Genomic DNA, 15379 nt, shown 5'->3' with positions numbered 1-15379 from the left:
TCCAATATGGGTTCCCGCTGAACGAAGACCATAAGCGGTATCTAATACACTTCCACAAGCGTGCGAAACGAAAGTGGCTGTCAACTGCGGTTGTTGATGGGAAGATGCGGATGAGGTTCGGTCGGTTTGAACGGTACGTCGAGACCGCTCCCGAAATCGAGCGAGGGCAGAGCCGATGAACGCCGAGTTCTTCCTCCCATGGCCAGACAAGAAGCTGAGCCCGAACGCCCGGGTTCATTGGCGGACATTGGCGAGGGCGAAGAAGCAGACGAAGGAATTCTCCTATTATCGTGCCATGGAAGCTGGCCTCCGCAAGATCGCCGCGGACACGGTCGCCGCACGGTACACCTTCTATCCTCCCAGCAGGAGGAGGTTCGATCTGGACAACCTCATTGGCCGCATGAAGGCGGGTCAAGACGGGATCGCAATGGCGATTGGCGTCGATGATAGCAAATGGACGACGACTTACAAGCTGGCCGGCCCGATCGAGAAAGCCGGGATGGTCAAGGTTGAACTTGAATGGAACGAGGAAGCGGCATGACGAAAGAGCAATTGGATCAGTTCGAGACGTTCTGGCGCACGTATCCGCGCCGCATCGGCAAGGGCGCCGCCAGATCAAAGTTCGAGCGCGCGCTGAAGATCACCAGCTTCGAAGAGATCATGGCCGGGATACGCCGGCAGCTCGCTTATTACGCCAGCAGGGAACAGCAGTTCATCCCGCACCCGGCCACATGGCTCAATCAGGAGCGCTGGAGCGATGAGCCCCAGCCCCCAGCTAACAATAACCACCGCAGGACAATTCGCGATGCAGCAAGAGACCTTGAAGCCAGTTTCGATTATCGCGGCGATGCTCTCGGGTTTCCCAGCATCGGCCGGCACTGACGTCGATATGCAGATCCGGGCCTACATGGTCGCGGTCGATGGCGTCGAGCACGAGGCCATCAGGAACGCGGCAAAGGCCTTCATGCAGGGCAAGGTGAAGCGGGAAGACAACCGCTTCGCCCCTTCCTGTGCAGAGTTTGCCGATCGATGCCGAGACGAGGCCAACATGATCGCAGCCCAGCGCCGGCCGAAGATAGAGCCGCCGGCAAGGGAGAAGCCCTCTTCGCCACCGGTCGCCCCTTGGAAGATGAAGCTCTTCATCAAGGCAAGCAAGGGGGACGAGCAGGCGCAGCAGAAGCTTAGAGAAATCGGAGTTTGGAAATGAGTGCAGCGCAGAAGATACATTTCGAGGAGCAGTCTACCGAATGCCCGTTCAACGAGCGGGAGATCGAGGTAATCAAGTGGGCTGCCGAAGGAAAGACAGCCGGCGAGACTGGCCTTATCATGGGCATCTCCCAAGACATAGTGCGGACCATCACCCAGCGCGCCGGCTACAAGATCAACGCCTACAACAAGGTCAATCTGGTGGCGAAGTCGCTTCGTAACGGGTGGATCGCATGACCATTCCAGAGCTTATCGAGAAGCTGGAGAAGGCAACTTGTCCGGATCGGGATATCGACAAGGCGATCACGGAGCTCTTTGGCACCAAGAACGATCACGGCGTTCTTATATGCGCCGGGTATCTGGGGATCGGGATGTTTACATCCTCCATCGACGCCGCAGTGCAACTCTGCGAACGGGTGCTGCCTGGGTGGCTGTGGCTTGTGGAAGCTGGAGGCGATTCTGATTACGGAGCAACGGTCGTCAGCGATGACAGCAGTATTTGCAGCGATTGGCACAAATCCACGCCGGCCATCGCCCTCTGCATAGCCATCCTCCGCGCCCTACAGCCCAAGGAAGGAGAGTAGCATGAGCATCTTCGCATCGTGGGGACGGAAGGCCGCAGAGGGCGCCCTGAGAAAAGCCATCCCCGGCATGGTGAAGGAAGTCTTTGAAAAGGAACTGGACCGTCGCCTCCCGGGCATCATCGAAGAAATTTTGGCTGATCGGTTCAAGAATAAGCCGGACGACCCGCTGAGCGAAGTCGGCTTCAATTGGGCGCTCGCACTCGCGCTCCGGGAAAAATGGCCTGACGTTCCCAAACAAGAGGCCGTCCGGTGGCTTCGAGAATACATCGAAGTGCCGTTCGGGCACAAGGATTACGACTGGACGCCCAGTGCCGCGAAGATGATCGCGAACGAATATGTCAATGAATTTGGCGAACTGAACCAGGCATAACAGCGAGGAACACCATGGCGGCGGCAAATACCCATTGGTACGCAATACGAACGAAACCAGGCTATCAGCGCATGGCGTCCAAGTGGGATGCGGCGAATGAGCAATATCGTCTGGAGACCATGATCGAGCGCAATCTCAGGAAGGCGAGCGTCGAGTGTTTCATGCCCGCCTTCAGCATCGAGACAAAGCATCATCGCACCAAACAGTGGATGGAGAAGCGCTTCCCGATGCTGGTAGGCTACACCTTTGTCCACCTACCTCGGATGAATTTCGAGGAGGTGAGGGCGATCGACGGGGTTATGTGTCTCCTCAAGCCAGTCAAGGATATGCCGCCCGTCCGGTTCAGCATCGGCGACATCAAGGCGTTACGCGATGCTGAAGACGAGGCCCATCAGAACTTCGTTGCCCGTCGAGAGCAGCGCATCAAACGGGAAGCAGCTGCCCTGAACAAGGTGACGCGCCGTGAGGTGGAAGAGATGTTCCCGGCCAACAGTATCGCCAGGATCGCGGATGGAGCCCCATTCGAGGGGATGCTAGCCCGCGTTCTGGGGCCGTCGTCGCGCGGAAAGGTGAAAGCTGTGATTGACACACTGAATGGCTTCGCAAGTGTTGACATCCCGCTTGAAAGTTTGCGTCAGGCGAGTTAGATTGTGCGCAGTTGATTTGCGCGTAACGTATCGTGGGTGTTGCAGAGCGGTTATCGCCGGCCCACGTCCTGGTGATGATCCGGGACACATGGGAAAAGACCGCCTAAATTTCGAGTTTGGAATGGCGCTTCGGCGTTTATGGTTCTCGCGATGTTGGCTTTAGCGGGCAGACAAACGAGACATAAAGGGTAGGGCTCCGCAGGTGAAGGCGTTCGGCGGCTGGCGGTCTATCTCCCTCTTTCCAAAGCCAATCTGGAAGACTGATGCGGGAACTGCCCCCTAGTCTGGCCAGACGTTAGGCATGAAAAGCCGGTCTTCCCGAGCCAAACAAAGCCGCATAAGCGGTAGATATCGCACACCAGCCTGATCAGCTGGTGGTCCCGTAGCTCAGTCTGGTTAGAGTGCTCCTTGAGGAGATGTCGCAGGTTCGAATCCTGCCGGGTTTGGCGGCCCTAAGTGTCTTCATGCCTAGCCGCCCTATGGTTAGGTTGCAGTGACGGCAGCGTGCCTCTGGGGAGAGAATCAGCGCTGCCGTCAGCCCATTCACGATATCGGGGTTGGCAAGTGAGCCATGGCCCATTAATCCGGAACCGGCATGACTGCCTCATCAGCAGCGCGCCCCGGATTGGGTCTGACAGCCGGAGTGCATCCCGGCCCCCGACCCCATTAACAGATGTCACGGGGAAATGTCGATCTATGCAGATCAACCGCGGCTACAAGTTCTTGCTCCGGCCAACATCCGTCCAAATGGCGGCTATGGAGCAACACGCCAGCATCTGCCGATTGATCTATAACCTCGCTGTCGAACAACGACGAGACCATTATCGCCAATTCCAAAGGGCGATGGGCAGGCCTATTTCCTTTGCCACGCAGTGTCTTGAGTTGACCAAACTCCGCGCAGAATTCGAGTGGTTGTCTGCCGTATCACTAACGGCGCAACAACAGGCTCTGCGCGATGTCCAAAGCGCGTATCAGAATTTTTTTTCTGGTCGATCTGAATACCCGTCCTTCCGCAAAAAAGGGATAAACGAGAGCTTCCGCTTCCAAGGACGGGAGGTGTCGTTCCGCCGACTCAACAAGTCTTGGGGCATCGTAAAGCTGCCCAAGATAGGCGACGTCCGTTTCCGCTGGACCCGCGACATTCCCGGCAAACTCAAGAACGTTACGATCATTCTCGATCCTCTCGGCTGGCACGTCAGTTTCTCCACGGAGCAGGATGTCGAAGTCCTTTCGAACTTCCGTCCCGCCCTCGGTGTCGATCGGGGGATCGTGGAACCGATCGCCTACTCTGACGGAACCTTCGCTGATTTCCCGATTGCGCGGATCAAGGCGCTGGACAAAAGGGCTCGCAAGGCGGCTCAGGTGGCTTCTCGCGGCAAGAAGGGTTCCAACCGCCGCAAGGTCGCAAAGGCGCGTGTGGCGGCAAACCGAGCCAAGCTGGCCAGAGTGCGCACGCACTTCAACCATGTCGAGACAGCGCGCCTCGCACGGATGTTCGGTGTGATATGCCTAGAGGCACTGAAGATCAGGAACATGACAGCCAGCGCTCGTGGGACAATTGATGCTCCTGGCACGAATGTTGCGCAGAAGAGAGGATTGAACCGATCGATCATGGAGATTGGTTGGTATCAGTTCGAGCAGTTTCTGACCTACAAGATTGTAGCTGCCGGCGGGGAAATCCGCCATGTGAACGCTGCATATACCAGCACGACTTGTTCATGCTGCGGATTAAACGAAAAAACGAACCGCAAGAGCCAAGCGGTTTACGAATGCGCAGGTTGCGGTTCAGCTATGAGCGCCGACACCAACGCTGCGATCAACATTCTACGGGCCGGAACGCGGCCTGCGCAGGATCGACGGGTAGCCGCGAAGCGTAAATCTACACTTGAGGTGGAGGCCACCGCGGCCTGATTCCAAGAAGGAAATCCCCGTTTTAAAGGATGGGGAAGACGTTAAAGGTACAACGGCAAGCCACTGAGGCCTACGATGCAAGAGCAGCACATGGCTTACCCCCTGGAGACATCAGAAGGCTTCCCGATCGACATAGAGGTCATCGACGTTATCGAGGGATACGTTCTGTTTCGTGGCGGTCTTAAGCTGGATATTGACACATACCTCAGCCTCGATGAGGAGATCGACGATGGAGAGGACGCTGACCAGTGCATTGTCGAGCACCCGGAATATGGCTTTCTGTTCATCGACATTTTCCCGGAAGCTGTGACGAAGCAATAACCGCGGGACCTATCCAAGCCCATGACCTTCAAATGCGATAACTGCGAAGACTGCGGCTGGGTATGCGAGAACCATCCGGATCTTCCCACCGCAATCTGCTCCCCGAGCAAGAGAGCATGTGATTGCGGGCCTGGCATGCCTTGCAGATGTTGCGATCAGGCATTTGAGGCAGCATCCACGCCAGAGCAGGCGGCTGGTGATGAGTACTAGTTGGCAACCGCATGATTCGGTTGCCATATCGAAGATAAAGACTATCTTAGTATCGCTCGACTGATCCGGCGCATGGAGCCGGGGTAGGTCTTGCTTAAAGGGCGGGGGAAACCTCGCCCTTCGCCTTTTTAGCGAATATCCACCCACCACAGCCGAAAGGCGGATATCATGAGCTTCCCATTCGCTGACATTCATCGCGAGATCAACGGCCTCATGTTCGAGCGGCCCAGCGACGTATCGATCAAGGTCGATAATCTCGACAGGTTCGTCGGCGCCTTGTCGAAGGATGTGGATCTTGTCCCGGCGGAAAAGCCGATCAAAGGCGCCGAGTTCTGTGGCGTCAAGGTAGTTGCAAACGATATGGTTCCGGAAGGAATGGCCGTCATCATGCACGGCAAAGAGATCGTCAACATCATCCGATACGCCTCCTAAGCCATTGATATCCCACGCCAGGAGCTAACGCTTCACAGGGCGGAGAACACAATGACCACAACGTGGCAGGATGTTATTGACGCAAGGCATCGAACAGATGCGGCTCAGGCTCGTCTTGACGCTGTTAGGCGTGAGAACGCCCCGAAGCTTGCGGCAATCCGGGCTCGTAGTGAAAAACTACGCCAGCAGCGGGGTTTCTGCATGCTCATGGCGATGGTGTCTGCCGCGGCGCCGGTGGCGATAGGAGCTATTCTCGCATCAAGCGGTCTGCTCCGGTAGAAAGCCATTCCAGCAAGTCTCAAAAATCGCCGGGCCTGGACCAGGAGACGCGAAACCGAATTCTAATGAGCGCGGATATGCCATGAAAAATCCATCACTGGCCAAGGCGAAGCAAAAGCTTGCCGCAGCCAAGAAGGCGAAGCCCGAGAACAAGCGGGAATGGGGCCGGATTATCCGGGGCGCCGAATCCCTTCTCAAGTCGGCGGGCGTGAAATCCTGAAGCCCGATCGGGCGAAGTCTCAGAGCTACCAAATCCAGTTGCCCTCAAAGGGGAGTTTGAACGATGGCAAACAGTCCTATCGCCCGTGGTTCCGGCGCTGCCCTCGGGCCAAAGACCAGTGGCATCGCAATCACCCCGCACGCTTCGACCACATTCACCCCGACCCGTGGCATCGTCTGCTCCGGGGCCGGGACTGTGGCCGTCAGGTTCGCCGACGACTCCGCGGACGTCTCTCTCACGCTTGCCGCCAGCGTTGTCTATGACATCGCCATCATTGCGGTCCGCGTCACCGGCACCACGGCCACCGGCATCGTGGCGCTCTACTAGCCCCCTCCAAGCAACAGCAACCATAAAGGAGCATACCAATGGGCGTTACCACATCCATTCACGGCCGCCGCCTCGGTCTTGGTGACAAAGGACAGCTCGTCGCCAAGGGCATCGACATTTCTCGTCCTTGTGTCGATGCCAGTATCACGGTCGGCGCTGAAGCGTCCGATGCGCGGGCGATCACGATCCAGCTCAAGGACGCGGACGGGAACGACATCAATTACGTCGAGACTGTCGAGATCATCATGTTCCTCAATGCGGCGCGCACGGCTTTCGTCGTCACCGGCGGCTCTACCGGTATCGCGATCGGCACGGATGGGGCGCTCCTGGCCGTCGTCGCCAAGAAATACTTCCTCGCCACCTCCGAAGCGGATGGCGATATCGATCTGACGTGGACAGACACGGGCACAGAGGCAGCCTACCTCGGCCTAAGGCTCCCGAACGGTCGGATCGTCATGTCCTCGGCCCTCACGAACGCCTAACGCGCGGCACCCTATGCTCTGCCGGGTAAACCATTCTCGGCAGAGCCTTCAGGAGAAGCCAATGACCCGTGTCCTGGCAATCATCATTCTCCTCACCTCGTGCCAGTCCCAGGACCGGCAATGGTCTGACATGCAGATCATCGTGAAGCACACGCAGCCCCGCAAATAAACCGGCTTGGAGGCAAAGCAAGCTATGACCAGTTGGTCCAAGACAATCGGAGGCGACTTCGATCGCATCGTTCTCACAGGCCAGGACGGGCAGCTAACGTTGGAAATGCGTGTTGGGTATGACGTCGAGCGCGTTCAGGTGAGCCTGCGCAGCGAAGAAGCCGTAAGGGATCTCCACTTCGCGTTGGGTCGTTACCTGGCGCACATCGGTCAGTCCCCAGATCCGGAAAGCTACCGGGTCGCATGGTACGATAGACCGCAGGCAGAAAAGGCCGTTCGCTGATGTCTGCACCTGTCGGTAACGAGTTCTGGAAGGCCCGGAGCTCTCACGGCCGAAAGCCGATCTTCGCATCTCCCGATGACCTGATGACGGCATGTCTTGAATATTTCGAATGGGTAGAAGCCAACCCACTGTACGAAGTGAAGGGCTTTGCATTCCAAGGCGTCGTGACGAAAGAGACGTTCCCAAAGATGCGGGCAATGTCGATCGGCGGGCTGTGCATCTTCCTCGATATCGCTCGCCCGACATGGGACGAATACCGGAAGAACAAAGATTTTACTGTAGTCTGTGGCCAGGTAGAGGAAACAATCCGCGCCCAGAAGTTCGAAGGCGCCTCTGCTGACCTGCTGAACCCGGCAATCATCGCGCGAGATCTTGGCCTCGCCGACCGATCGGAAGTGACTGGTAAAGACGGCGGCCCGATAGAAACCAAGGAAGTCAGCGACAACGAAATGGCGCGTCGTATCGCCTTCATGCTGGCAAAGGGCCTCCAGGCTAAACAGAATGAACCTGAATGAGGTTCTGGCGGCCTTCAATGCGCTGCCTGCCGATGAGCGGAAAGAACTAGAGGCGCTCGCCCTCGAAGGGACAAGGGGCAATCTGTTCGTTCCGAATGTCGGCCCGCAGACGGAGGCATGGTTTTCGGAAGCTGATGAAACCTTCTACGGTGGCGCGGCCGGCGGCGGTAAAACCGCATTGCTCTGCGGGCTTGCCATCGACGAGTATCAGCCTGCTCTCATCCTTCGCCGGGAAGCAACGCAGGTCAAAGGCATCGAGGACGAGCTGGAGCGGATCCTCGGGACACGGGGCGGCTACAACTCGCAAAGCCACATCTGGCGCCTCCCAAGCGGAGCGACGATCGAGCTTGGCGGTGTCCCGAATGAAAAGGACAAGGAGAAATACCAGGGCCGGCCGCATCGTCTGAAGGGATTCGACGAGATAACGCAGTTCACGGAAAGCCAATACCGGTACATCATCGGCTGGCTGCGTGATGCCCAGGGACGGCGGTGTCGTGTCGTCGCTACGGGAAACCCCCCGACGAGTGCCGCAGGCGAATGGGTCCGGCGCTATTGGGGTCCGTGGCTCGACAAGGCCCACCCCAACCCCGCCAAGCCCGGCGAACTGCGGTGGTTCACCACGATCGACGGTGAAGATGTCGAGGTTGAAAAGGATTACGTGGGCCCAAGCGGTGAACTGCCTCGGTCAAGGACGTTCATCAGGTCTCGTCTGGAAGACAACCCGGATCTGATGGCAACGGGATATGCCTCCAACCTTGAGGCGCTCCCGAAGGAATTGCGCGATCGGCTTCGCTACGGCGAGTTCGACGGCGAATCCGAAGACGATGAATGGCAGGCCATCCCAACGAAATGGGTGAGGGCGGCGCAGGCCCGGTGGGTTTCCGCTCCGCCAGCCATGCCGATGACAGCAGTCGCCGCGGACGTTGCCCAGGGTGGCAGCGACAAGACGCAGATACAGGCCCGCTACGGCGACTGGTACTCGCAGTTCGACAGCTACAAGGGCGCCGATACGCCAGACGGGCCAAGTGTCGCGGCCCTGATCGTCAAGAAGATGAGGGACCGCTGTCGGGTTATCGTCGATGCCGGCGGTGGTTACGGCGGTGATACGCTTACACAGCTCGCCCACGCGGATATCGATTGCTTCGGCTTCAAGGGTTCGCAGGGGTCGTCGTCTGCATCCCGTAACGGTCTGTACCGGTTCAAGAACCTCCGGGCGCAGGTCGTGTGGCAGTTCAGGGAGCTGCTCGATCCGGACTTCGGTTCCCAGATCGCGCTCCCTCCCGATGCTGAGTTGTTGGCTGACCTGTGCGCGTATCGATACGAATTCACGCCAAGCGGTCAAAAAGGCGGTGGTGAGATCCTCGTTCTTCCAAAGGAGGAAATGAGGGAACAGCTCGGCCGATCCCCAGACAAGGGCGATACGACAATCATGCTGTCGGCATCTGGTCTTGCCTGCTTGAAGCGCCCGAAAGCAGCGCAGGACAGGCGCGATACCCGCCGGCCGCCGACGATTAATCTCGGCCATGCACGACTGAAAAACAGGAGATAGCCCATGGGCAAACTTTTCGGCGGCGGTTCCACGCCTCAGCCTACACCCCCGACACGCATGCCGGATGAGCAAGACCCGGCAGTGCTCGAAGCCAAGCGCCGCGCCGCTCAGCAGCAACAGGCTCGCTCCGGTCGGACGTCCACCGTCCTGACGCGCCGGCCGGCCGCAAATGCGGGTGGAACGGGCGGAACACCAGGCACCGGGGCGTACAACAACTCGCTTCTAGGCCAGGCTAACTGATCGTGGATAGCCGCGCCAAGTCGCTTTGCCAGATCGGGTCGTCACTCTTCTCGAAGAAGCAGCAGTACGATTCACTGTGCCAGGATATCGCCGAGAACTATTACCCGCTCCGCAGCGACTTCACCCGCACGCTTGAGCTTGGCGACGACTTCGCGACCGGCCTGATGGAAAGTTATCCGGTCCAGGCCCGTGAGACACTCGGCAATTCGATCAACGCGATGCTTCGGCAGGGCGACTGGTTCGCAATCAAGACCGGTGTGGAAGAGGTGGACGAGAACCCCTCCAATGCACGCTGGCTTGAGGCTGCGACGAAGCGCTACCGTCGTCTGGTCTATGATCGCCGGGCGAACTTCACCGCGGCAACGATCGAGGCGGATCATGATTGGGTGACGTTCGGCAATCCGGTCCTGTCGGTCGGAGAATCCCCGACCCGCGACCACATGCTGTTCAACGCATGGCATCCGAAAGACTGCGCATGGATGCTGAACGATATCGGCAAGGTTGACCATCTCCAGCGCAAGATGAAGATGACGGCCCGCAACCTCAATCGGAAATACAAGGGCAAGGTCCACGCCGACATAGTCCAGGCTGCCGAGAAGGATCCGTCCAAGGAATTCAACATCCGTCATGTCGTGCTGCCGATGGAGGAACTGTACGGCGATGACAAGGCGATGCGCAGGAAGTTCGCCAAGTCGCCCTATCTGTCGCTCTATATCGATGCTGACCATGATGATCTGCTGGGCGAGGGCGGCCTTCCCGTCTTCACCTATGTTGTTCCCCGCTGGCGCACGCTGTCCCACATAGCACAGGGCTTCTCGCCTGCCACCATCAATTCGCTTCCGGACGGCCGGATGATCCAGTCCATGGCCCGCATCCTGCTTGAGCAGGGTGAAAAGGCCGTAGACCCGCCGACGATCGGCAAGGGTGATATCTTCAGGGACGCCATCAACCTCTATGCCGGCGGCCATACGCACGTCGATCTGACGGACGACGACGATATCCGCAAGGTGTTCCAGACGATAGAGAGCGGCAACGTCTCGATCGGCATGGAGATGAAGCAGGACGTTCGCGAGATGATCGCCGAGGCGTTCCTGCTCAACAAGCTGTTCCTTCCGGATACAAGGGAAATGACGGCATACGAGACAAGCCAGCGCGTTGCGGAATTCCGCCGTGCGGCACTGCCGTTCTTCGGCCCGATCGAAAGCGAATATCATCTGCCGCTTCTGGACGTCGGCTTCCAGCTTGCCATCCACAACCAGCAGATGGATTTCGGCGACATGCCGGACGAGCTGGAGGACGCGGATACCACGTTCACGTTCGAAAGCCCGCTGAACACGGCAGAAGGCCGGGCGCTCGTCGCATCGTTCCAGGAGAGCGTGCAGATCCTGGCCGGCTCGTCGCAGTTCGACGACACCATTCCGGCAACCATGGACTTCGCCAAGATGACCAAGGATGCGGTCAAGGGCACGGGAGCTCCGGCGGATTGGTTCAAGGACGAGGTGGAAGCGACAGAGGAAGCCGACAGGCAGAAGCAGGTGGATAACCTGGCTGCAGCGGCTGCCATGCTCCAGACCGGCGCGTCTGTCGGCCAGCAGGTCGGCGATGCGGCACAGAGCCTTAAGGCTGCTGGAGTCCCGGTAGTCTAAACCGTAGCATCAGTGAACCCAACCGCTTGCCCACGAACGATAACTATGTGGGTGTTCCAGCCAAGCCGGCCATCAAAGCCATATGGTCTCGCCTCGACATCGTCGAGAGCCACTGGCGATAGCTCTGGATAGCGGGAATTGATCACATGGATAAGGTCGGTTTTGTTTTCAAAGGAAACGACGGTCTCCATTGACTGGCTCAATCCGGCGCGATGTTCGCGGAACAGCATGTTCAAAGCCTCTGAATTAGGGAGGCCCAGTTCTACCACACCATAGAGAGGCAAAGCTATGGCAATCACCAAAGTCAAAGTCGATGAGCGGCATGAAAAGCTCATGCTCGCTCTCGGCGAAACCATCCAGCACTTCACGCAGCAACACCCGATGCCCCATGACATGATCGTCGGATGCCTTGCATTCACGACAGGCGCGGCAATCGGGCAGGCAAAGACAAGGGGTGACCGGTTCCAGCTTCGCAAGATGGCCGACGCCAACGTGGATTACGGCACGCAGGCCATCACCGGGAGCGCGGCATCGAGCCGGCTCATTCTTCCGGATCATGTGGCATGACGGAAGAGCTACTTCGCTACCTGGTCTCGACATGCCAGCCGAGCCGAGCGCCCGACAAGATCGAATTTGCATCGTACAGGGATGGGGCTCTCATCCCGGCGAGCGGCGCCGATCACATGATCTGGACGATTGCGATCGGCAAGGACCATTCGGCGTCCGTCATCATGCACAAGGATGATTACGCCGAGCTTATGAAGATGGTTTCGGCATGACGATCAAGCCGGCAGCCTACGACAAGGAAGTGCTCTACGCCTTCCGCGCGCTCTTCGATGGCAAGGCGAACGACGGGCAGCAGAAGCGGGCCATGGAATGGTTGCTGCTGAACCTCTGCCACATCGGCATGGCCAGCTTTTCAGAAACGGACCGCGAAACGGCATTCCTTGAGGGGGAGCGCTCCGTAGGACTGCAGATCGCGAGACTGAGGGAGCCCGAGGCCTTGGCTCTCATCACCCCCAGAAAGGCCAAAGCAGAGGCAAAGAATGACTGAGGCAGCAGAAAAGATCGAAGTGGTCGAGACCGGCCACGCAGACAAGGCGGTCGTCGATACCGCCGCGAACGAGAATGCAGACAAGGCGCAGGATAAAGCGGCCGTCACCGATGGTGCAGCGGCCGACGCCGGCAATGCTGACGCTGGCGGTGCCGACAAGAAGGCCGATGACGCTGGCAAGCCAGCCCTTCCGGATAACTGGCGCGAGCTTGGTCTCGAAGGCGCCGGCTTCAACAAGGAGCAGAAGGACCGCGCCGAAAAGCTGATCAGCCGCTATGGCTCGCTCGGCGGCGTCGTCAAGGCTCTCCTGGAGAAGGACGACTTCATCCGGACTGCGAAGATCAAGCGCGATATGCCTGATCCAAAAGACGAAAAAGGAATGGCGGAATGGCGCAAGGAGCAGGGTATCCCTGACAAGCCGGACGGCTACGTCATTCCGGAGCCCATCCAGAAGCGCCTCATCGACGAAGACAAGCCGATCCTGGCCGACTTCACCGAGTTCGCCCACAGCAAGAACGCGCCGGCCTCTTTCGTGGAGATGGCTACCGAATGGTATGTCGAGCTTCAGGAGAAGATGGGCGAGCAGATCACGCAGCGTGACGAGCAGGCCAAGGAGGAGGCCGACGACGTGCTGCGCGAGAATTGGGCGCGCGACGAATACAAGCCCGGCCTTCAGCTCGCCAAGCGCTTCTGGGAAGCCTCCGGCGTCGAAGGTCTCTCGGAAGCCCGCCTTGCCGATGGCCGTAAGCTCGGGAACATTCCGGAATTCATCATGTGGTCGTCCGATCAGGGCCGCGAGCGCTTCGGCGACGTCGTGTTCTCCTCGGGAGACGCTGAGACCAAGTTCAACAACCGTAAGGCGGAAATCGAAAAGATCCGCGATACGAACTTCGAACGCTACGAAAGCGAAGGTCTGGACAAGGAAATGCGCCAGATCATCGAGAAAGAACTCGCGCGCGGCAAGCGCTGACACCCATTCATCTGACAGCCCGTCAGTGATCACCCGCTTTCGAGCGGGATTTTTTATGCCTGCATGAAGGCCACCCCGGCAACGGCCCCTGACTAACGGCACCCCTCTACCCCGCCATAGCGTGAAAGCCCCGGAACGACAGCGGCCACCCCGGCAACGGCCCCGCATGTCCTCCGGCCACCCTCGATTGCTCCGGCTCCAACCCCCTCAACAAGTCTTCGAAAGGAAACGATCATGGCCATTGAAGCCGCGATTATCCAATATCGGAAAGACTTCGTTCCGGCGTTCGAGCAGAAACAGAGCCTGCTCAAACTGACCACGACGAAGGAATCCGTTCTCAACGGCAACCAGGCTACCTTCCTCGTCGCAGGTTCCGGCGGTGATACCGCTGTCACCCGCGGCACGAACGGTCAGATCCCCTACGGCAACCCGACGAACAACCAGGTCACGGCAACCCTGGTCGAGAAGCACGCTCCCTACGAGCTCACCGGCTTCAACGTCTTCGCCTCGCAGGGCAACCAGATCCAGATCATGCGCAACTCGTCGATCGCGGTCATCAACCGTGACATCGACCTGACGCTCCTGACCGAACTGGCCAACGCAACGCAGGACTTCGGTACCGGCACCGCCACCTTGGCAACCGTGACCGGCGCCCAGGCGATCCTCGGCAACAACGATGTTGATGTCGAAGAAGAAGACAACATGTTCGCGGTCATTTCCCCGGCCTTCCGCGGCTATCTCATGCAGACGACGGAATTTGCTTCCGGCGACTATGTCGAGATGAAGCCGTTCAACGGTCCGGCCCGCAAGATGTTCCGCTGGATGGGCATCAACTGGCTCGTCTCCAGCCGCATCACCGGTCTCGGGACTGCTTCCGAGATTTGCTACATGTATCACCGCAACGCCATCGGCTACGCAGTGAACGTGGGCGAAGAAAAGATCGAGGCCGACTACGACAAGAAGCAGGACACCTCGTGGTCCCGCGCGACTGTCTATCACGGCGCCAAAATCCTCCAGAACAACGGCATCGTGAAGATCACTCACGACGGCTCTGCGTTCGTTGCCACGTAAGGAGATCTGACGATGGCTTATACTCCGGACACCTTGATCCTCCTGGATACCCAGATCAGCGGCTACGGCCCTCGCATCTGGCGGTATTCCACGGCTGCTGATGCCGACGCTACCATTGTCGGCGCCGGCTACTTCTCGGACGGCTACAGCAAGGGCATGCGCGCGGGCGACCTCGTGCACGTCATCGCGACGACCGGCCCGAAATACAAGCTCTACCAGTGCTCGGCCTCCAGCGCGACGACCGGTCTTTCGACTGTCGCCGCTCCGACCGCCATTACCTGATAGCAGCATCGCGAATTCGGTTCGCGGTGCGCCTCCACCCGATCCGGAAACGAGCGGCAGCCTTTCCTCCCTGGCTGCCGCTCGTCCTCCGGCCCCTCCCAACCCATGCAAGAGGCAAAGACATGGCTAAAACTCTCCACCCCACGAAACTGCGCAATTCCGCCGAATATGCCCGCTCGATCTGGCACATCGTCGTCGATCCCGGCGTGACCGTCGAAGACGTGCTCGTTCCCGGTTTCTGGGCGCATCATACCGACAAGATCCGCATCAACGACCTGATCGATATCATCGGCCAGGACTTCGATATTCAGCTTCGCGCCACCGGCAAGGGCATCGGCTATGTCGAAACCCGGCTGCTGCGCAAATGGACAGACGACGTCGCCGTTGCTTCCAAACCCGCACCGGACCTGGACGTTCCCGAAGGCTACGTGGTCGATCACACTCCGAAAACCCTCTGGCGTGTTCGCCTGAAGGATGGCGGTGTCGAGGTCAAGCGCGACATCAAGACTCGCAGCGAGGCCGTCGACACGGCCGTTGCCCACGCCATGCGTGCCAGCGGGATTGCTGCGTGAGCATTCTCCACCTCATACCTGGCAATCGAGAGGAATAAGC

General features: G+C 58.8%; 25 protein-coding genes. 24 read left to right on the top strand and 1 reads right to left on the bottom strand.

Annotated features, from left to right (window positions below):
- Positions 1-175 precede the first annotated feature (175 nt).
- The 17 genes from ABCW43_RS00210 to ABCW43_RS00130 all read left to right on the top strand — a co-directional run bounded on the left by ABCW43_RS00210 (position 176) and on the right by ABCW43_RS00130 (position 11390).
- A complete protein-coding gene (locus ABCW43_RS00210; protein ID WP_345921599.1) occupies positions 176-541 on the top strand; it encodes a RusA family crossover junction endodeoxyribonuclease in 366 nt (121 codons plus the stop codon).
- Complete coding sequence (locus ABCW43_RS00205) at positions 538-882, top strand: LvrA C-terminal domain-related protein (RefSeq protein WP_345921598.1); 345 nt, start codon at positions 538-540, stop codon at positions 880-882. Before ABCW43_RS00210 ends, ABCW43_RS00205 begins: the two co-directional genes overlap by 4 nt.
- 7 nt (positions 883-889) lie before the next feature.
- Entirely contained in the window at positions 890-1207 is a 318-nt protein-coding gene (locus ABCW43_RS00200) for a hypothetical protein (RefSeq protein WP_345921597.1), read from the top strand.
- The gene (locus tag ABCW43_RS00195; protein ID WP_345921596.1) at positions 1204-1443 is read left to right on the top strand and encodes a helix-turn-helix transcriptional regulator; all 240 of its coding nucleotides are present in this window, start codon (positions 1204-1206) and stop codon (positions 1441-1443) included. Before ABCW43_RS00200 ends, ABCW43_RS00195 begins: the two co-directional genes overlap by 4 nt.
- Positions 1440-1790: a hypothetical protein gene (locus tag ABCW43_RS00190; RefSeq protein WP_345921595.1), complete on the top strand. Its 351-nt coding sequence runs from the start codon at positions 1440-1442 to the stop codon at positions 1788-1790. The genes ABCW43_RS00195 and ABCW43_RS00190 overlap by 4 nt, the downstream gene beginning before the upstream one ends.
- Position 1791: 1 nt before the next feature.
- On the top strand, positions 1792-2160 hold the full coding sequence (locus tag ABCW43_RS00185; RefSeq protein WP_345921594.1) for a hypothetical protein: 369 nt from the start codon (positions 1792-1794) through the stop codon (positions 2158-2160).
- Positions 2161-2174: 14 nt separating this feature from the next.
- Positions 2175-2807 (top strand): transcription termination/antitermination protein NusG, encoded by a 633-nt coding sequence (nusG, locus tag ABCW43_RS00180; RefSeq protein WP_345921593.1) that lies wholly within the window; start codon positions 2175-2177, stop codon positions 2805-2807.
- 696 nt (positions 2808-3503) lie between these two features.
- Positions 3504-4718: an RNA-guided endonuclease InsQ/TnpB family protein gene (locus tag ABCW43_RS00175; protein ID WP_345921592.1), complete on the top strand. Its 1215-nt coding sequence runs from the start codon at positions 3504-3506 to the stop codon at positions 4716-4718.
- A gap of 90 nt (positions 4719-4808) precedes the next feature.
- Entirely contained in the window at positions 4809-5039 is a 231-nt protein-coding gene (locus tag ABCW43_RS00170; RefSeq protein ID WP_345921591.1) for a hypothetical protein, read from the top strand.
- Between the two features lie 378 nt (positions 5040-5417).
- Positions 5418-5681, top strand: coding sequence for a hypothetical protein (locus ABCW43_RS00165; protein ID WP_345921590.1), 264 nt, complete (start codon positions 5418-5420; stop codon positions 5679-5681).
- A 361-nt stretch (positions 5682-6042) separates the two neighbouring features.
- Complete coding sequence (locus ABCW43_RS00160; RefSeq protein WP_345921589.1) at positions 6043-6180, top strand: hypothetical protein; 138 nt, start codon at positions 6043-6045, stop codon at positions 6178-6180.
- A 63-nt stretch (positions 6181-6243) separates the two neighbouring features.
- Positions 6244-6507, top strand: a complete 264-nt coding sequence (locus ABCW43_RS00155; protein WP_345921588.1) for a spike base protein, RCAP_Rcc01079 family — start codon at positions 6244-6246, stop codon at positions 6505-6507.
- Between the two features lie 38 nt (positions 6508-6545).
- Positions 6546-6989 carry a hypothetical protein gene (locus tag ABCW43_RS00150; RefSeq protein ID WP_345921587.1) on the top strand — a complete coding sequence of 148 codons (444 nt, stop codon included), beginning with the start codon at positions 6546-6548 and terminating at the stop codon, positions 6987-6989.
- A gap of 193 nt (positions 6990-7182) precedes the next feature.
- Positions 7183-7440, top strand: coding sequence for a hypothetical protein (locus tag ABCW43_RS00145; RefSeq protein ID WP_345921586.1), 258 nt, complete (start codon positions 7183-7185; stop codon positions 7438-7440).
- Positions 7440-7955: a terminase small subunit gene (locus ABCW43_RS00140; RefSeq protein WP_345921585.1), complete on the top strand. Its 516-nt coding sequence runs from the start codon at positions 7440-7442 to the stop codon at positions 7953-7955. Before ABCW43_RS00145 ends, ABCW43_RS00140 begins: the two co-directional genes overlap by 1 nt.
- On the top strand, positions 7942-9504 hold the full coding sequence (locus tag ABCW43_RS00135; RefSeq protein WP_345921584.1) for a terminase: 1563 nt from the start codon (positions 7942-7944) through the stop codon (positions 9502-9504). The genes ABCW43_RS00140 and ABCW43_RS00135 overlap by 14 nt, the downstream gene beginning before the upstream one ends.
- Before the next feature lie 242 nt (positions 9505-9746).
- Positions 9747-11390 (top strand): portal protein, encoded by a 1644-nt coding sequence (locus tag ABCW43_RS00130; RefSeq protein ID WP_345921583.1) that lies wholly within the window; start codon positions 9747-9749, stop codon positions 11388-11390.
- Here ABCW43_RS00130 and ABCW43_RS00125 read toward each other — a convergent pair.
- The gene (locus tag ABCW43_RS00125) at positions 11387-11620 is read right to left on the bottom strand and encodes a hypothetical protein (RefSeq protein ID WP_345921582.1); all 234 of its coding nucleotides are present in this window, start codon (positions 11618-11620) and stop codon (positions 11387-11389) included. The genes ABCW43_RS00130 and ABCW43_RS00125 overlap by 4 nt on opposite strands.
- A gap of 58 nt (positions 11621-11678) precedes the next feature.
- Here ABCW43_RS00125 and ABCW43_RS00120 point away from each other — a divergent pair, with 58 nt between their 5' ends.
- The 7 genes from ABCW43_RS00120 to ABCW43_RS00090 all read left to right on the top strand — a co-directional run bounded on the left by ABCW43_RS00120 (position 11679) and on the right by ABCW43_RS00090 (position 15339).
- Positions 11679-11957, top strand: coding sequence for a hypothetical protein (locus ABCW43_RS00120; RefSeq protein ID WP_345921581.1), 279 nt, complete (start codon positions 11679-11681; stop codon positions 11955-11957).
- The gene (locus ABCW43_RS00115) at positions 11954-12169 is read left to right on the top strand and encodes a hypothetical protein (RefSeq protein ID WP_345921580.1); all 216 of its coding nucleotides are present in this window, start codon (positions 11954-11956) and stop codon (positions 12167-12169) included. Before ABCW43_RS00120 ends, ABCW43_RS00115 begins: the two co-directional genes overlap by 4 nt.
- The gene (locus ABCW43_RS00110) at positions 12166-12444 is read left to right on the top strand and encodes a Bbp19 family protein (RefSeq protein ID WP_345921579.1); all 279 of its coding nucleotides are present in this window, start codon (positions 12166-12168) and stop codon (positions 12442-12444) included. The genes ABCW43_RS00115 and ABCW43_RS00110 overlap by 4 nt, the downstream gene beginning before the upstream one ends.
- Positions 12437-13414, top strand: coding sequence for a hypothetical protein (locus tag ABCW43_RS00105; RefSeq protein WP_345921578.1), 978 nt, complete (start codon positions 12437-12439; stop codon positions 13412-13414). Before ABCW43_RS00110 ends, ABCW43_RS00105 begins: the two co-directional genes overlap by 8 nt.
- A 234-nt stretch (positions 13415-13648) precedes the next feature.
- Positions 13649-14485 (top strand): phage capsid protein, encoded by an 837-nt coding sequence (locus ABCW43_RS00100; protein ID WP_345921577.1) that lies wholly within the window; start codon positions 13649-13651, stop codon positions 14483-14485.
- Between the two features lie 12 nt (positions 14486-14497).
- The gene (locus ABCW43_RS00095; RefSeq protein WP_345921576.1) at positions 14498-14767 is read left to right on the top strand and encodes a hypothetical protein; all 270 of its coding nucleotides are present in this window, start codon (positions 14498-14500) and stop codon (positions 14765-14767) included.
- 122 nt (positions 14768-14889) lie between these two features.
- Complete coding sequence (locus ABCW43_RS00090; RefSeq protein WP_345921575.1) at positions 14890-15339, top strand: hypothetical protein; 450 nt, start codon at positions 14890-14892, stop codon at positions 15337-15339.
- Positions 15340-15379 lie beyond the last annotated feature (40 nt).

Origin of the sequence: Neorhizobium tunisiense (genome assembly GCF_039631515.1) — a bacterium.
Taxonomy (GTDB): domain Bacteria; phylum Pseudomonadota; class Alphaproteobacteria; order Rhizobiales; family Rhizobiaceae; genus Neorhizobium.
Note: the sequence above shows the minus strand (reverse complement) of the source record. Positions and strands in the feature narration are given on the sequence as shown.

Excerpts from the sequence above, each read along its gene's own strand:
- ABCW43_RS00205 (WP_345921598.1), top strand. The coding sequence starts at position 538 with ATGACGAAAGAGCAATTGGATCAGTTCGAGACGTTCTGGCGCACGTAT.
- ABCW43_RS00175 (WP_345921592.1), top strand. The coding sequence starts at position 3,504 with ATGCAGATCAACCGCGGCTACAAGTTCTTGCTCCGGCCAACATCCGTC.
- ABCW43_RS00120 (WP_345921581.1), top strand. The coding sequence starts at position 11,679 with ATGGCAATCACCAAAGTCAAAGTCGATGAGCGGCATGAAAAGCTCATG.
- ABCW43_RS00090 (WP_345921575.1), top strand. The coding sequence starts at position 14,890 with ATGGCTAAAACTCTCCACCCCACGAAACTGCGCAATTCCGCCGAATAT.
- ABCW43_RS00115 (WP_345921580.1), top strand. The coding sequence starts at position 11,954 with ATGACGGAAGAGCTACTTCGCTACCTGGTCTCGACATGCCAGCCGAGC.
- ABCW43_RS00095 (WP_345921576.1), top strand. The coding sequence starts at position 14,498 with ATGGCTTATACTCCGGACACCTTGATCCTCCTGGATACCCAGATCAGC.
- ABCW43_RS00135 (WP_345921584.1), top strand. The coding sequence starts at position 7,942 with ATGAACCTGAATGAGGTTCTGGCGGCCTTCAATGCGCTGCCTGCCGAT.
- ABCW43_RS00155 (WP_345921588.1), top strand. The coding sequence starts at position 6,244 with ATGGCAAACAGTCCTATCGCCCGTGGTTCCGGCGCTGCCCTCGGGCCA.
- ABCW43_RS00125 (WP_345921582.1), bottom strand. The coding sequence starts at position 11,620 with ATGCTGTTCCGCGAACATCGCGCCGGATTGAGCCAGTCAATGGAGACC.
- ABCW43_RS00210 (WP_345921599.1), top strand. The coding sequence starts at position 176 with ATGAACGCCGAGTTCTTCCTCCCATGGCCAGACAAGAAGCTGAGCCCG.
- ABCW43_RS00165 (WP_345921590.1), top strand. The coding sequence starts at position 5,418 with ATGAGCTTCCCATTCGCTGACATTCATCGCGAGATCAACGGCCTCATG.
- ABCW43_RS00185 (WP_345921594.1), top strand. The coding sequence starts at position 1,792 with ATGAGCATCTTCGCATCGTGGGGACGGAAGGCCGCAGAGGGCGCCCTG.
- ABCW43_RS00105 (WP_345921578.1), top strand. The coding sequence starts at position 12,437 with ATGACTGAGGCAGCAGAAAAGATCGAAGTGGTCGAGACCGGCCACGCA.
- ABCW43_RS00100 (WP_345921577.1), top strand. The coding sequence starts at position 13,649 with ATGGCCATTGAAGCCGCGATTATCCAATATCGGAAAGACTTCGTTCCG.
- ABCW43_RS00140 (WP_345921585.1), top strand. The coding sequence starts at position 7,440 with ATGTCTGCACCTGTCGGTAACGAGTTCTGGAAGGCCCGGAGCTCTCAC.
- ABCW43_RS00145 (WP_345921586.1), top strand. The coding sequence starts at position 7,183 with ATGACCAGTTGGTCCAAGACAATCGGAGGCGACTTCGATCGCATCGTT.
- ABCW43_RS00150 (WP_345921587.1), top strand. The coding sequence starts at position 6,546 with ATGGGCGTTACCACATCCATTCACGGCCGCCGCCTCGGTCTTGGTGAC.
- nusG (WP_345921593.1), top strand. The coding sequence starts at position 2,175 with ATGGCGGCGGCAAATACCCATTGGTACGCAATACGAACGAAACCAGGC.
- ABCW43_RS00195 (WP_345921596.1), top strand. The coding sequence starts at position 1,204 with ATGAGTGCAGCGCAGAAGATACATTTCGAGGAGCAGTCTACCGAATGC.
- ABCW43_RS00200 (WP_345921597.1), top strand. The coding sequence starts at position 890 with ATGCAGATCCGGGCCTACATGGTCGCGGTCGATGGCGTCGAGCACGAG.
- ABCW43_RS00160 (WP_345921589.1), top strand. The coding sequence starts at position 6,043 with ATGAAAAATCCATCACTGGCCAAGGCGAAGCAAAAGCTTGCCGCAGCC.
- ABCW43_RS00110 (WP_345921579.1), top strand. The coding sequence starts at position 12,166 with ATGACGATCAAGCCGGCAGCCTACGACAAGGAAGTGCTCTACGCCTTC.
- ABCW43_RS00190 (WP_345921595.1), top strand. The coding sequence starts at position 1,440 with ATGACCATTCCAGAGCTTATCGAGAAGCTGGAGAAGGCAACTTGTCCG.
- ABCW43_RS00170 (WP_345921591.1), top strand. The coding sequence starts at position 4,809 with ATGGCTTACCCCCTGGAGACATCAGAAGGCTTCCCGATCGACATAGAG.